14 protein-coding genes and 1 tRNA gene are annotated in these 13,884 nt (G+C 65.8%); 6 read left to right on the plus strand and 9 right to left on the minus strand.

Annotated elements, in window-relative coordinates; genetic code table 11:
• Window positions 1-17: 17 nt before the first annotated feature.
• Window positions 18-407, minus strand: coding sequence for a 50S ribosomal protein L21 (gene rplU, locus ACXJL8_RS15835; RefSeq protein ID WP_456623215.1), 390 nt, complete (start codon window positions 405-407; stop codon window positions 18-20).
• Window positions 408-735: 328 nt separating this feature from the next.
• Between rplU and ACXJL8_RS15840 the strand changes: the two genes are divergently transcribed.
• Window positions 736-1,860: an ROK family protein gene (locus ACXJL8_RS15840; protein ID WP_456623216.1), complete on the plus strand. Its 1,125-nt coding sequence runs from the start codon at window positions 736-738 to the stop codon at window positions 1,858-1,860.
• 174 nt (window positions 1,861-2,034) lie between these two features.
• On the opposite strand, the gene ACXJL8_RS15845 is transcribed toward ACXJL8_RS15840, so the two are convergent.
• Entirely contained in the window at window positions 2,035-2,898 is an 864-nt protein-coding gene (locus tag ACXJL8_RS15845; RefSeq protein WP_456623217.1) for an alpha/beta fold hydrolase, read from the minus strand.
• A 135-nt stretch (window positions 2,899-3,033) separates the two neighbouring features.
• Between ACXJL8_RS15845 and ACXJL8_RS15850 the strand changes: the two genes are divergently transcribed.
• Window positions 3,034-3,123, plus strand: a tRNA-Ser gene (locus ACXJL8_RS15850).
• A gap of 27 nt (window positions 3,124-3,150) precedes the next feature.
• On the opposite strand, the gene ACXJL8_RS15855 is transcribed toward ACXJL8_RS15850, so the two are convergent.
• Complete coding sequence (locus ACXJL8_RS15855; protein WP_456623218.1) at window positions 3,151-4,059, minus strand: LysR family transcriptional regulator; 909 nt, start codon at window positions 4,057-4,059, stop codon at window positions 3,151-3,153.
• Window positions 4,060-4,174: 115 nt separating this feature from the next.
• On the opposite strand from ACXJL8_RS15855, the gene ACXJL8_RS15860 reads away from it, so the two are divergent.
• Together ACXJL8_RS15860 and ACXJL8_RS15865 are read left to right on the plus strand one after the other, a co-directional pair.
• Window positions 4,175-5,815 (plus strand): FAD-dependent oxidoreductase, encoded by a 1,641-nt coding sequence (locus ACXJL8_RS15860; RefSeq protein WP_456685212.1) that lies wholly within the window; start codon window positions 4,175-4,177, stop codon window positions 5,813-5,815.
• A 65-nt stretch (window positions 5,816-5,880) separates the two neighbouring features.
• Window positions 5,881-6,861 carry a Bug family tripartite tricarboxylate transporter substrate binding protein gene (locus ACXJL8_RS15865; protein ID WP_456685213.1) on the plus strand — a complete coding sequence of 327 codons (981 nt, stop codon included), beginning with the start codon at window positions 5,881-5,883 and terminating at the stop codon, window positions 6,859-6,861.
• A gap of 8 nt (window positions 6,862-6,869) precedes the next feature.
• Here the strand turns inward: ACXJL8_RS15865 and ACXJL8_RS15870 are convergent, their stop codons facing one another.
• The 6 genes from ACXJL8_RS15870 to ACXJL8_RS15895 are packed head-to-tail and all read right to left on the minus strand — an operon-like array spanning window position 6,870 to window position 11,446.
• Window positions 6,870-7,688, minus strand: coding sequence for an ABC transporter ATP-binding protein (locus tag ACXJL8_RS15870; protein WP_456623221.1), 819 nt, complete (start codon window positions 7,686-7,688; stop codon window positions 6,870-6,872).
• Window positions 7,685-8,476 (minus strand): pyrimidine utilization protein D, encoded by a 792-nt coding sequence (gene rutD, locus ACXJL8_RS15875; RefSeq protein ID WP_456623222.1) that lies wholly within the window; start codon window positions 8,474-8,476, stop codon window positions 7,685-7,687. The genes ACXJL8_RS15870 and rutD overlap by 4 nt, the downstream gene beginning before the upstream one ends.
• A 34-nt stretch (window positions 8,477-8,510) precedes the next feature.
• The gene (locus tag ACXJL8_RS15880) at window positions 8,511-9,308 is read right to left on the minus strand and encodes an ABC transporter permease (RefSeq protein WP_456623223.1); all 798 of its coding nucleotides are present in this window, start codon (window positions 9,306-9,308) and stop codon (window positions 8,511-8,513) included.
• Window position 9,309: 1 nt separating this feature from the next.
• Entirely contained in the window at window positions 9,310-9,696 is a 387-nt protein-coding gene (rutC, locus tag ACXJL8_RS15885) for a pyrimidine utilization protein C (protein ID WP_456623224.1), read from the minus strand.
• Window positions 9,693-10,427, minus strand: coding sequence for a pyrimidine utilization protein B (gene rutB, locus ACXJL8_RS15890; protein WP_456623225.1), 735 nt, complete (start codon window positions 10,425-10,427; stop codon window positions 9,693-9,695). Before rutB ends, rutC begins: the two co-directional genes overlap by 4 nt.
• Window positions 10,428-10,432: 5 nt before the next feature.
• Entirely contained in the window at window positions 10,433-11,446 is a 1,014-nt protein-coding gene (locus ACXJL8_RS15895; protein WP_456623226.1) for an ABC transporter substrate-binding protein, read from the minus strand.
• Between the two features lie 139 nt (window positions 11,447-11,585).
• Between ACXJL8_RS15895 and ACXJL8_RS15900 the strand changes: the two genes are divergently transcribed.
• A complete protein-coding gene (locus ACXJL8_RS15900; protein ID WP_456623227.1) occupies window positions 11,586-12,506 on the plus strand; it encodes a LysR family transcriptional regulator in 921 nt (306 codons plus the stop codon).
• A 111-nt stretch (window positions 12,507-12,617) separates the two neighbouring features.
• A partial coding sequence (locus tag ACXJL8_RS15905) for a DUF2157 domain-containing protein (protein ID WP_456685214.1) occupies window positions 12,618-13,884 on the plus strand: 1,267 nt, incomplete at its 3' end.

Consider the following 13,884-nt stretch of genomic DNA (forward strand, 5'->3'; position numbering starts at 1 on the left):
GAATTGGCGTGATCAATTTATGCGGCGGCTTCGTCCGTCGCCGTGTCCTTGGCGACCTTTTCCTTCTTCGGACGCGGGCCCTTGGTGGGCTTGGCGTTGTCCGTCAGGATCTCGCTGACGCGCAGCACCGTGATCTCGTCGCGGTAGCCGCGCTTGCGGCGCGAATTCTTGCGGCGGCGCTTCTTGAACGCGATGACCTTGGGGCCACGCTTGTGGTCGAGCACCTCGACCGCCACGGACGCACCTGCGACCGTCGGCAGGCCCAGGATCGGCGTGTCGCCGCCGACCACCAGAACTTCATTCAGCTGCACGATCGAGCCGACTTCGCCTTCGATCTTGCCTACTTCCAGGACATCATCCGGAACGACGCGGTACTGCCGGCCGCCGGTTTTGATGACTGCGAACATCGTTTTCTTCCTTCGTGTTCAATCCCGGCCTCGCGACAGTTTGTCCGGGCCGGCTTTTTGTCAGTCGCTATGGGTTCATGCGAGTTTTGTGCGGGCGGGAGTTATCCCTTTGAAAACCCACGCAAAAACAAGCGGCGCGAGAAACGCCCCGCGCCGGGTGTGGGACTTATAGCCGCCGGACGCCGCAAGTCAAGGAAAACCGCCGAAAAAGGCCCGGATTTGAAGGATTTGGCGCCCGCCCGCCCGTCAGCCGATTCTCCGCCGGCTTTGCAACCAACGGGTTCCCGCGCCGTTGTCCCCAAGATTTCGCAAGCGGGCAAGGGCACCCATGGCAACGGACGAACTGGTCGCCACGACGGGCATCGCGCAGCACGGTGCGGGCCGGCTGCCGTCGGTCGATGTCGACAGCTTCAACATCGAGATCAAGGACGAGGACGGCTTCCTCGGTGATCGCGCCAGCAAGGGCGCATTCCGGGACATGCTCGATCGCTGGCGCAAACCCTTGCGCAAATCCGGCGAGGATCCCTTCGGCGACGAGCCGTCGGACGAGATCAGCAAGAAGACCCTGGATGCCATCCTGGTCGGCGACGACACCGAGGCGTCCGCGCTGGTCCACAGCGCGATCGAGGAGTTCGCCCAGGAGCTTGCCTATGTCACGCGGCGCTTCCTGAAGACCAAGGCCTGGGCCAAGACCGAGCGCATCGTGGTCGGCGGCGGGTTTCGCGATTCCCGGCTCGGCGAGCTCGCGATTGCCCGCACCGAGATCATCCTGAGGTCCGAGGATCTCAAGGTCGACATGCGGCCGATCCGCCATCATCCGGACGAGGCCGGCCTGCTAGGCGCGCTGCATCTGGCGCCGTCCTGGATCTTCGAGGCCCATGACAGCATCCTCGCCGTCGATATCGGCGGCACCAACATCCGCTGCGGCGTGGTCGAGACGCGCTGGAAGAAGGCCAGGGACCTCTCGAAAGCGGGCGTCTGGAAGTCCGAGCTGTGGCGTCACGCCGATGACGAGCCGACGCGCGAAGGCGCGGTGAAGCGGCTCACGAAAATGCTGAAAGGGCTGATCACCGAGGCCGAAAACGAGGGCTTCAAGCTCGCGCCCTTCATCGGCATCGCCTGTCCCGGCGTGATCAACGCGGACGGCTCGATCGAGAAGGGTGCGCAGAACCTGCCGGGCAATTGGGAGAGCAGCAAGTTCAACCTGCCGGCGAGCCTGATCGAAGGCATCCCGCAGATCGGCGCGCACGACACCGCGATCCTGATGCACAATGACGGCGTGGTTCAGGGCCTCTCCGAGATACCGTTCATGCAGGATGTCGAGCGCTGGGGCGTGCTCACCATCGGCACCGGGCTCGGCAACGCGCGCTTCACCAACCGCCGCAAGGACAATGGGAAAGACCGTGATTCTACCGAGAATGGGAAGAAAAAGGCTAAGTCTGACAAGGAGTAACCTTGACTGGTTAGGTTAAGGGACGGATTGCGTTGCGGTGCATGGGGCACCCGGTACGGTCGAATTTGTCGCCTCACCTGGCCAGCGAAGCCGCCCTTCCTGGCCAGTATTTCAATGAGCGGCACGGGACCGCCAGTGTTTACCGCGTCTGGCGGTCCCACCCCTTACTCGGACTCAACTCCAGTCGATGCGCTGAAAGAACGCCGCGATCTCTGCGGCCGCGTGGTCGGGATTTTCCCGATGTGGGAAGTGGCCGGCGCCGGGAAACATCGCGAGATCGAGCGCGCTGAACGTCTCGCCGAGCCGGTCGGTCCACGCATAGGGAAACAGCGGATCGTGCTCGGCCCAGCGCACGCAGGTCGGCACGTCGATCGGCGGCAGCTGTGGAGCTTCGCCCTTGATCATCGCGACACGCCCGGCATGCGCGGCGCGATAATACGCAAAGCCGCCGGCGAGATTGCCGTCCTTGAAGAAATTGTCGGCGAAGGCGTCGAGGACATCATCGAAGGCGTTCTTTCGGTGCGCCCAGCCTTTCAGGAAGTGACCGATATACAGCCGGCAGTTTTCGCGGCTTGCGCCGACGAGCCGCACGGCCATCTCCATCTGGTGGAAGGACTGGTACCAGATGTGGTTGAGCCGGTCGGGTGCCGCCATGCGCGGCCCGATGCCGGGATAGACGAAATCGAAGAAGAACAGACCGGGGATCCGCTCCGGCGCCAGGCGGGCCAGGGGCTGCATCACAGCGCCGCCGACATCGTGGCCGACGACGCCGAATCGGCTGACGCCGAGCCCGTCCATCAGCGCCAGCATGTCCGCCGCATGACCGTCCGCCCCAAATGGGCCGGATGGCTTGTCGCTGTCGCCAAAGCCGCGCAGATCTGGCGCGATCAGCGTGAAGCGATCGGCCAGCCGGTCCATCACCGGCTCCCAGGTCAGCCAGAATTCGGGCCAACCATGCAGCAAAAGCAGCGGTTTGCCTTGGCCAGAGCGGACCAGATGGAAATCGGCGCCATTGGCCTTGATCGTCAGATGCTCCATGGCAGTTCCTTCCGAAGGCTGGGATGGGGATGAAAGAGGCAGCGGATTTTCCCCTTTCGCGCCTTGTCTGRCCCGCCATCCTCGCCTATTAACGCCCCCAACCACAGGGGCCCTGCTCCTAATATGGCGCCTTCAGGAGAGGTGGCAGAGTGGTTGAATGCACCGCACTCGAAATGCGGCATAGGTGCAAGCCTATCGGGGGTTCGAATCCCTCCCTCTCCGCCATTATCCTTTGTCTGCCCCGGTTCCTGCTTAAGACGCCCGCCCCGATTGCTGCGCAAGTACCGTCCGCGCTGTCGTGACAAAGGCCTGCGCGGCCGGCGATAGCGTTCGGCCCTGACGCTGCAGCAGTGACACCGGACGGGTGATGGCTGGGCGCACCAGAGGTCTTGCGATCAGTGTTGGAAACTGATCGGCCGGCAGCATCGTGGCGGGAAGGATGGCAAGCCCCAGTCCCTGCGCCGTCATGGCGAGTGCGGTGTTGATCAGCGTCACTTCATAGGTCGGCGAGAGGCGCTTGCCTTGCGCGCCCAGCGCCTGGTCGATCTGCATGCGGATCCGTGTCTCGCGCCGCATCGCGATCGTCGGGAGCTGCGCCAGCTCGTCCCATGTGAGGGAACGCCGCGCGGCGAAGTCGGCGGTGCGGCGGCCGATGACACTCAGCCGTCCATGGATCAGCGTCTCGATCGTCATCTCCGCGAATTCACCCTCCACGCTGCCGATCGCGAACTCCGCATCGGTTGCGATCAGGCGCGGAACGAGATCGTCGGCGGCGACGTCGCGCATGTCGATTTCGATGTCGGGATGGGCCGCGCGGAATTTCGCCAGCACCAGGGGCAGCAGCGCCGATGCGGCGCCGGCGGAGGCGACAAAAGCGACGCGGCCGGTGCGCGCTTGCGCGAGGTCACGCATGCGCCGTGACAGTCCCAGCGCATCGCTCAGCATGCGTTCGGCGGCACGAAAGGCCTCGTCGGCTGCCAGCGTCGGCTGCACCGAACGCGTAGAGCGGTCGAACAATTTTACGCCGAGCTGGATCTCGAGCTGTTGGATCAGCAGGCTCGCCGCCGATTGCGTGATCCCCAGCTCGCGCGCGGCCCGCGTGATGCTGCGCGTCCGGTACACGGCGCTGAAGGCCCGTAGCTGCCGCAAGGTGACATTCATAGGCAAAGCTCATGAATTAATGAATTCTTTCTGGCTTATCTCATAAGCGGCCCCGCAATAAAATGCATGCCGCGCGGACAGAGAATCCGCCGCACAGCAAGGGGATGAAACGGGCATGAGGACACAGGTTCTGGTGGTGGGCGCCGGGCCCGTGGGATTGACCGCGGCCATGGATCTGGCCTCGCGCGGGATCGACGTTGTCGTCGCGGAGATCCGCCACGCCGGCGATCCGCCCAGCGTCAAATGCAATCACGTCTCGGCGCGCTCGATGGAGATCTTCCGCCGGCTCGGCGTCGCCGCGAAGCTGCGCGACGCGGGCCTGCCCGCGGACTTCCCGAACGATTGCTCCTACCGGACCACGGCGACCGGCATCGAACTCTGCCGCATCGATATCCCCTCTCGCGCGCGCCGTTACAGCGCAACCGGCGGCCCAGATACCTGGTGGCCGACGCCGGAGCCGCCGCACCGGATCAACCAGGTCTATCTCGAGCCGATCCTGTTCAGCCACGCCGCAGCCCAGCCGCGCATCACCATTCTGGCGCGCACGGAAATCACTGATATCGAGCAGGACGACCACGGCGTGGTCGCCCTCGCACGCAATCTCGACAGCGGGAGTTCGCTCCGCATCGAAGCCGGCTTCGTGATCGGGTGCGACGGCAGCCGTTCCCTCGTCCGCAAATCGATCGGCGCGAGCCTGTCCGGGACGCCGGTGATCCAGCGCGTGCAATCGACCTTCATCGAAGCCCCGCAACTCAAGCAGCTGATGGGTGCGCACAAGCCGGCCTGGATGGTGCYCTCGCTCAACCCGCGACGCTCCGGCACGACCGTTGCGATCGACGGTCACAACCGCTGGCTGATCCACAACCACCTCAAGCCCGACGAGCCGGAGTTCGATTCGGTCGATCGCGACTGGGCGATCCGTGCCATTCTCGGCGTCGACGAGCGCTTCGAGTACAAGGTCCTCAGCAAGGAGGACTGGGTCGGGCGTCGCCTCGTGGCCGATCGCTTCCGCGACCGCAGGGTCTTCATCTGCGGCGACGCCGCGCATCTGTGGATGCCTTATGCCGGCTACGGCATGAATGCGGGCATTGCGGACGCCGTCGACCTCTGCTGGCAATTGGCGGCGCATCTGAACGGGTGGGCGCCGGCTTCGATCCTCGATGCTTACGAGGCGGAGCGTCAGCCCATCACCGAACAGGTGTCGCGGTTCGCGATGGATCATGCGATGAAGATGATGGCGCAGCGCGGCGGCGTGTCGGCGGAGATCGAGGACGACACGCCGCGCGGGCACGCGGCGCGCGCAGCGCTGGCCAAGGCGGCCTACGAACTCAACGTCCAGCAATATTGCTGCGCCGGGCTGAACTTCGGCTATTACTACGATGCCTCTCCGATCATCGCCTATGACGGCGAGACGCCACCGGCTTACGCGATGGGGAGTTTTACGCCCTCCACCGTGCCGGGCGCACGCGCGCCGCATGTGTTCCTGCGCGACGGACGATCGCTCTACGACGCATTCGGACCGGGCTACACACTGTTGCGGCTGGATCCGGCGATCGATGTGACGCCGCTGCTGTCGGCCGCAGGAGAGCGCGGCATGCCGCTCGCGCTGGTCGACATCGCGCCGGATGAGGCCAACGGCGCCTATGCAGAGAAGCTCGTGCTGGTACGGCCCGACCAGCACATCGCCTGGCGCGGCCCGGCCGCGCCCGAAAATCCGCAAGGCCTGCTGGCGCGTCTCACCGGCGCGGCGGCGTAGAGGAACATCAAGCTGCCGGCCTGACGGCCGTTGGCCACGAACGAAAAATGCATTGGGAGGGGAACGTGCTTCACGTTGCAAGGCGCCGCATTCTGGCCGTGCTGACGGCCGCGATTTTCGCCGTGCTGCCGCTGGAGGCGGGCGAAGCCGCCTACCCGGAGCAATTGATCAAGATCATCGTGACCTTCYCGCCCGGCGGCAGCGCCGATACCGTGATCCGCGCGCTCGAGCCGTTGGTCACGGCCGAGCTCAAGCAAAGCCTCGTGATCGAGAACCGCGCCGGCGCTGGAGGYAACATCGGCATGGCCGCGGTCGCGCAAGCCAAGCCGGACGGCTACACGCTCGGCGTCGCGCCGGCAGGCGCCCTGACGGTGAACCTGCACCTCAATCCGTCGATGCCGTTCGACCCCAGGGATCTCGTGCCCATCACCCTGCTTGCGGAAATACCCTTTGTGCTGGTCGCGTCCGCGAACGTCCCTGCGCACAATGCAGCAGAGACGATCGCGCTCGCCAAGGCCAAGCCCGGCGCGCTGTCGATCGGACATGGTGGCAATTCGACGGCCATGCATTTGACCGCCGCGCTGTTCACGCAGAAGGCGGGGATCACGATGGAACTGGTCCCCTATCGCGGGACCGCACCGGCGACGGTCGATGTTCTCGCCGGCCATGTCCCCTTCGCGGTGCTGGACATTCCCGCATCGAGGCAGTTGATCCTCGAAGGCAAGCTCAACGCCGTCGGCGTCTCCTCAGTGCGCCGCCTCCCATCCTTGCCCGATGTGCCGACGCTCGCCGAGAGTGGCATTGCAGGCTTCGAATCCGTGGGCTGGTTCGGGCTCGTTGCTCCGGCCGGCACGCCTGCCGATATCGTCGGCCGGTTGAACGAAGCCTTCGTGAAAGCCCTGAAAGACCCGTCGGTGGCCGAGAAGATCCGGACCCTCGGTGCCGAGCCCGCCCCGACCTCGCCGGAGCAGTTCGGCAGCTTCATTCAGAGCGAAAGCACGAAATGGGGCAAGCTCATCAACGAGGCCGGCATCAAGGCGAACTAGGCCCGGCGTCACGCCACCCCCGCCGGCTTCTCCAGATCCGCCCAGATCTTCGCAAAATAATCCTGGAACAGCGCATCCGTCCTCAACGCCGCCGGATCGCGGCCGGCGCGGGGCAGATCAATCACGTGCAGCGCGCGGACCGTTGCCGGCCGGGCGCTCAGCACCAGCACGCGGTTGGCCATGGCGATAGCCTCGCCGATGTCGTGGGTGACGAGAATGGCGCTCTTGCCGCGCTCGGCGATGATGCGGGCGACGTCGGCCTGCATCAGCAGACGGGTCTGGAAGTCCAGCGCCGAGAACGGCTCGTCGAGCAGGATCACCTCGGGGTCGAAGGCGAGCGTGCGCATGATGGCGACGCGCTGGCGCATGCCGCCGGAGAGCGCCGCTGGCTTCGTGTGCTCGAAGCCGGCGAGGCCATAGGTCTTGATCAGCTCCAGCGCGATCTCGCGCGCACGAGCCTTGGGCGTCTTTCGGACCTCGAGGCCAAGCATGACGTTGTCGAGCACGCTACGCCAGGGCAGCAGCAAGTCCTTTTGCAGCATGTAGCCGACATGGCCGGCGGCATCGCCGACGCGCCGGCCTCCGACCTCGACATGGCCGCGGGTCGGCCGCAACAGGCCGGCAATAGCATTGAACAGCGTGGACTTGCCGCAGCCGGAGGGACCGACGATCGCAAGCGTTTCGCCGCGGTTGAGCTCGAAATCGACTTTCCGGATCGCCTCGACCGGCCGGCCGCCGCCGTCGAAGGTGACGCCGACATTCTCGGCCCGCAGCACGACCGGTGCGGCGTCCGTGGTGCGCGTGAGGTCCTGCGCGAGCGCATTCATCGGTCCACCTCCTTGCAGAAATCGAGCAGCGTATCGTTGAAGATGCCCGGCGTGACCACGGTGAAGGCATGCGCGCCCCAATCGACCTCGTGCACCCGCGCCTGCGGAATGGCGGCGGCGAGTTCACGGGTGAGATAGGCCGGCACCAGCGCATCGTCCTTCGCCGACGCCAGCAGCGTCGGCACGTTGATCTCGGCGAGGCGCTTGCCGCCCTCGAACGCCAGGAACATGTCGATGCGCTGGATCATCGTCGCCACCGGCGGGAAATGCTTCAGGATGCGCTCCTCCTCCGCGTCGAGATGGGCGATGTTTTCGGAGATCCATTGCGGCGGATACAGGAACAGCGGCTGCGCGCGCACATAGGCCTGCGGTCCGGACTGGTTGAGCAGTGCTTTCCGGATCTCGAAGCAGCGTCGCAGGAATGGATCGGCGCGGCCCCAGCCGTTGATGACGACGAGGCTGCGCAGCCGCTTTGGGTGGCGCAGCGCGAGCTCGATGCCGACRATGCCGCCGATGGCGTGGCCGACGAGATGCGCCGCCTCGACGCCGGCGTGGTCGAGCACGCAGACGATGTCGTCGGTCATGCCGGCGATGCTGCGGCGGCCGGCCGCGCTGCGGCCGGTGCCGACGTGATCGTAGAGGATGACTTGGTGATGTTTCGCGAGCGCATCGAGCTGCGGCGTCCAGAACGAGCCGCTGCCGCCCATGCCGGCCGACAGCACGATTGGCGTGCCGCGCCCATGAATTTCGTAATAGATGTCGGCGTCCTCGCCGCGTGCAAAAGCCATGACGTCCCGGATATTGGAGGGGTGTGGTTGCGGATCAGGAGAGCAGGCGCCGTTCGATCAGGTCGATCGCGCCATACATCAGCAGCGCCACCACCATCAGCGTGGCGATGCCGACCCAGACCGCGTTGAGGTCGTAGAGCACGCCGGCATAGTAGATCATGTAGCCGAGGCCTTCCTTGGAGGCGATGTACTCGCCGACCACGGCGCCGATCAGGGCGAAGCCGACATTGAGCCGGAAGGCAGCGACGATCCACGGCATCGCGCCGGGGATGATGACGGTGCGCCAGGTCTTCAGCCGGCTGGCGCCAAGCGAGCGCAACAGCTTGACCAGATCGGCATCGACCTCCTTGGCGCCTTGCAGCGCGGTGATGACCGCGACGATGAAGGTGATGATCGCGGCGATCGCGATCTTCGAGGAGATGCCGATTCCGAACCAGACGATGATCAGCGGCGCCAGTGCGATCTTCGGCAGGCCGTTGAGCGCGACCAGATAAGGCCGCAACACCGCGGCGCCGGTCGGAACCAGCCAGAGCGCGAGCCCGGCCGCACTGCCGAGCACCGTTCCGATCAGAAAGCCCGCGATCGCCTCCCATGCGGTGAGCGCCGCGTCGCGCAACAGCTCGCCGCTGCCGATCAGCTTGCCCGCCTTGGCGATGATGCCGCTCGGCTGACCGTAGAGATAGACAGCGATGAGGCCGAAGCGGATCGCAAGCTCCCAGGCCGCGAGCAGTGCAGCCAGGAGTGCGATCTGGAGCAGCGCGATCCGCAGCGCGGACGGTAGCTTGAACCGCGCGGCCGTCACCGCGGCCTGGCCGGCATCGAGCACGGCCACCTCACGGCCTCTTGTGCGCGATCGAGGCGATCTCGACCAGGCAGGCCGGCTTCACCAGGCCGCACTGGATGCAATAGCGCGCCGGCTTCTCGCCCGGAAAATACTCGGCATAGACCTTGTTGACCGCGGCGTAGTTCGCCCAGTCGGTGATGAAGATCGAGTTGAAGGTGACGTCGGCGAGGCTCGAGCCTGCCGTCTCCAGCACGCGCTTGATGGTCTCGAGAATGTGCCGGGTCTGGCCCGCCGCGTCGCCCTCGTGGACGACGTCGTTGTTTGCGTCGAATGCCAGCGTGCCCGAGACGTAGATCACGTTGTCGGCCATCATGCCCGGCGAGAACGGGGCGATGGGGGCGTGGGTGCCGGGTGGAATGATCGCGCGGTCGGTCATAGCGTCTCCTCATGTGCTGGAACGGCTTCGGTCTGGGCAAAGGCGCGGCGGAAATCGCTCGCGGTCGAGACCCAGCCGAAAAATGTCTCGATGTTGAAGACGGAGGCCTTCTGGATGTAGTCGGGGCCGGCCTGATGCGTCGCGTCCTCCAGCATCACGCCGAAATATTCGAGGTGGAAACCGTCGCGCAGCGTCGATTCCACGCAGACATTGGTGGCGATGCCGCAGAACACGAGATTGCGGACGCCGCGGGCGCGCAAAATGCTGTCGAACTGGCTGTTGAAGAAGCCGCTGTAGCGGGTCTTGGGCACCACGATGTCGCCGGGCTTCGGCTGCAATTCGTCGACCAGCGCGTAGTCCCAGCCGCCTTTTGCGAGCAGTTTGCCTTGCAGTTCGGGCCGCTTGCGCATCGTCTTCAGCGCGTTCGACTTGTGCCAGTTCGGCGAGCCCGGCCCGCCGGCCTCGACATAATCGGGATCCCAGCCGTTCTGGAAGAAGATCACCGGAACGCCCGCGCCGCGCGCGACACCCAGCACGTCCTTAATCGCCGCGATCGCGGCCTTGGCGCCGGAGATGTCGAAGCCCGCGAGGTCGAGATAGCCGTTCGGCGAGGCATAGGCGTTCTGCATGTCGACGACGACCAAAGCGGTCTCGTCGACCGCGAGCCGGAGCGGCTCGGGCCGCGCCGGCAGGGTGACGTAGCGCGGCTCGCGCGCAGGAGAAGTATTCACCACCATCACGCCAGCCCGAACTGCCTGGTCGCCTGCTCGGCGAAGCGGTTGTCGACCATCTGGGCATAGGGAAGGACGGATTGCACCGCGCCGCCGCCCTGTTCGAGCTGCATCGCGCGATCCCATTCGTCCGCGGAGATCGTGGGGTTGCGCGGGATCGCGGTCTTGGAGCCGAAGAAGTTCTTCGTGGCGCTGGCGACGACCGAAGGCGTCACCTTCGGGAAGAATTTTTCGGCGACCTCGGTGAAGACGGCGTTGTTGTCGTGCATCAGCTTCTGCGCTTCTGCGATCGCGTTGCAAAAGCCCTGCACGGCAGCCGGATTGCTGGCGATGGTCTCTTCCGTCGCCATTGCGGTGGTGAAGCAGAGCGGGCCGAGCACGTCGGCAAAGGACAGCACGGGCACGAGGCCGAACTGCTCGGCGGCAATGCTGACATCCCATTCGAAGGCGGTGGCGATGTCGGCGCGGCCATCCTTCACAGCGGCCGCCTGCGCGCCCGTCGGAAGTTCGAGGAAGGTGACGCCGGCGTCCTTGGGATCGAACTTGCCGACGGTCTTGATCGCGAAGGTCGGCACCTGGATCGTCGAGGACGGGAATTTCAGCGTGGCGATGGTCTTGCCGCGCAGATCGTCGATCGACTTGATCTTGCTGTCAGGCTTGGCGATGCCCCACATCGACACGCCACCGACGATTTTTGCGATGTTCCTGATCTTGCCGCCCTCGCGAACCGCGTTGACCGACATGCCCGGGCTGGTCACGCCGATCTGGCCGCGCCCGGAGAGCAGGATCGGCACCGGCAGCGCGATGCCGCCTGCGGTGGAGAAGTCAATGTCCAGGCCGTGCTTGGCGAAAAGTCCCTTGTCCGCGGCCACATAGAGAGAGTTGTACATGCCGAGCCGAAGCGCCTCRACGACCGCCAGTTTGGTTCCGGCGGCGAAGGCCGGGGTGGCGAGGCCCGTCAGCGGCGCCGTCGCTGCCCCCAGCAGCGAATATTTCATGAGGTCGCGTCTGTTGATCACGTCCCAGTCCTTTGACTTGTCAGAACAGTGGGTTACGCCCTGGTCTGCCTAATTGATGATCGTTCCCGGTCTTCGCCCAAAATCCTTGCATTGGAGATTTTCATTAACAATCCGGAATAGAGAGATATATTTATAAGCTATGCTGATAGATCAGATCGACCTGAAGCAGCTCCGCGCCTTCGTCCGGGTGGTCGAGACGGGCAGCTTCAGTGCTGCGGCGCGCGCGCTCGGGATGTCGCAATCCGCCGTCAGYCAGGCGGTGCGCCAGCTCGAGGACGGATTGCGTGTCCGATTGCTCGACCGCACCACGCGAAAACTTCAGCTCAGCAAGGTCGGCGCGGATTTCATGCCGGGCATTCAGCGCCTGCTCGCCGATCTCGATCGCCAGCTCCAGGATCTGCGCGATCTGCGCGAACATCGCCGCGGTCACGTCACCGTCGCCTGCGTACCGTCGGTGGCGTTGCGGCTGATGCCGCGCGTACTCGCGGCGTTTCAGCGCGAGCATCCGATGGTCGCGGTGACGCTGAAGGAGATTTCGCGACATCAGATTTTTGCCGCGCTGCGCGGCGGCGATGCCGATCTCGGCATCGCCAACGTCCCCGGCGACGATCCCGAGCTCGACGCCACGCGTCTGCTCGTCGACAATTTCGCGCTGGTGATGCGCCGCGATCATCCGCTGGCTGCGCGCGACGCTGTGAGCTGGGCGGAAGCGTCGAAGGCCGGCCTCGTGGTGATGGCAAGCGGCACCGGCATCCGGCTCGAGATCGAGCGCGGTGTCGCCGAGCTCGGTCAGGGCACGCCGATCCACGAGGCGGAGCATCCGGCGACGCTGCTGGCGCTGGTCGAAGCCGGTGTCGGCGTGGCGCCGCTGCCGAGTCTCGCCTGGCCCGAGGCCAGCCATCCCGTGCTGACCTGGCGCAAGCTGGTCGAGCCCGTGATCGAGCGCGAGCTCTATCTGATCTGGCGCATCGGTCGCGATCTCTCGCCCGCCGCCCGCGCGCTCCAGCGCGGCATTCTGGCGGGCGCGCAGGCGATCCGCGAGCGGAGCCTCGTCGGCTAACTGCGCCGCAATCGACAACCCGCTGCCCGGTGATAGGTTGAACCTGCTACCGGTGCGGCCCGACCCTAGCAACATCCCGCCGGTCGGCCGAGAGCCAGGTGATCCGTCACGATGTTCGACAAGACCTACCGGCAGCGCCTCGAAGCCGATCTTGCGCAATGGGAGGCCGATGGCGTTATCGCGCCTGCGGCCGCCATCAATATCCGCAACGCGCTGCCGCCGCTCTCGCCCGGCATCAACATCGCCGTGGTCGTCGCCATCGTCGGCGGCCTGTTGATCGCGGCCGCATTCCTTGCCTTCGTCGCGGCGCACTGGACCGAAATCGCGCGGCTGCTGCGGTTCGCGATCCTGATCGCCGGCATGGTTGTCGCCGGCGGCCTCGGAGCGTGGTTCGCCAGCACGCGGCGGCCGGTTCTCGCCGATCTCTGCGCCAGCATCGGTGCGATCGTCTTTGGCGCCGGCATCGCGCTGGTCGGCCAGATGTATCATCTGGGCGATGACTTTGCCGGCGGCATGCTGCTGTGGTCGATCGGCGCGTTCGCGACCGCACTGCTCACCGGCTCGCGCGGCGCGCTTGCGGTCGGTCTTGTGGCTGCCTGCATCTGGACCTGCATGCGCAGCTACGACGCGCCGGACCTCCTGCATCTTCCGTTCGTGGCGGTCTGGCTCATCGCCGCCGCTCTCGCCTTCGCCTGGAATTCCCGCGTCGCCGCCCATCTCGTCGCGCTTGCCGTGCTGCCGTGGTGGATCGCGACGTCGCTTCGCTTCGAATTCGACGGTATCCAGCCGTCATTCGTGCTCGCGAACGGTGCGGCCTTGCTGTTCGGCGCCGGGCTCGCGATTGCAGCTGCGCCGTCGCCGCGGGCGCTCCGCCTCGGGTCCGTTCTGTCGATCTACGGAGCATTTTCGCTGGCCGTCGTCGCTGTCCTGGAGGTGACAACGGTCGACGACATCATCCGCTTCCGGACCAGCACGGTGCCCGCCCAGCCGCTGTGGGCGATCCTGTGCGGGGCTGCGGGCGTGATCCTTGCGCTCGCGTCCGCCGCGCTCACGAAGCGCGCGGGTGAAATCCTTGCAGCATGTTCGATCGGGCTCGTGCTGATCGCGGCGCCGATCTGGCCGGCTTCCGCGGCCGGCGAGCCCTGGTTCGCCTATGCTGCGCTGCTCTGCGCCATGCTGTGCCTCGTCGTCTCCGGCATGCTTGACGACGTGCGCCCGCGCATCGTCGCCGGCTGGCTCGGCATTGCCGGCGTCGTCGCCGGCATCACCTGGGCGGTGAAGGGCTCGCTGCTGCGCCGCTCGGCCTTCCTTGCGGCGGCCGGCGTTGTCGCCGTCGCCTTCGCGACCGCGCTCAATCGCGCGCTGCCGAGGACCGAGC

This window comes from Bradyrhizobium sp. P5_C11_2 (assembly GCF_054049755.1).

Excerpts from the sequence above, each read along its gene's own strand:
- ACXJL8_RS15840 (WP_456623216.1), top strand. The coding sequence starts at position 736 with ATGGCAACGGACGAACTGGTCGCCACGACGGGCATCGCGCAGCACGGT.
- rplU (WP_456623215.1), bottom strand. The coding sequence starts at position 407 with ATGTTCGCAGTCATCAAAACCGGCGGCCGGCAGTACCGCGTCGTTCCG.
- ACXJL8_RS15855 (WP_456623218.1), bottom strand. The coding sequence starts at position 4,059 with ATGAATGTCACCTTGCGGCAGCTACGGGCCTTCAGCGCCGTGTACCGG.
- rutC (WP_456623224.1), bottom strand. The coding sequence starts at position 9,696 with ATGACCGACCGCGCGATCATTCCACCCGGCACCCACGCCCCCATCGCC.
- ACXJL8_RS15870 (WP_456623221.1), bottom strand. The coding sequence starts at position 7,688 with ATGAATGCGCTCGCGCAGGACCTCACGCGCACCACGGACGCCGCACCG.
- ACXJL8_RS15845 (WP_456623217.1), bottom strand. The coding sequence starts at position 2,898 with ATGGAGCATCTGACGATCAAGGCCAATGGCGCCGATTTCCATCTGGTC.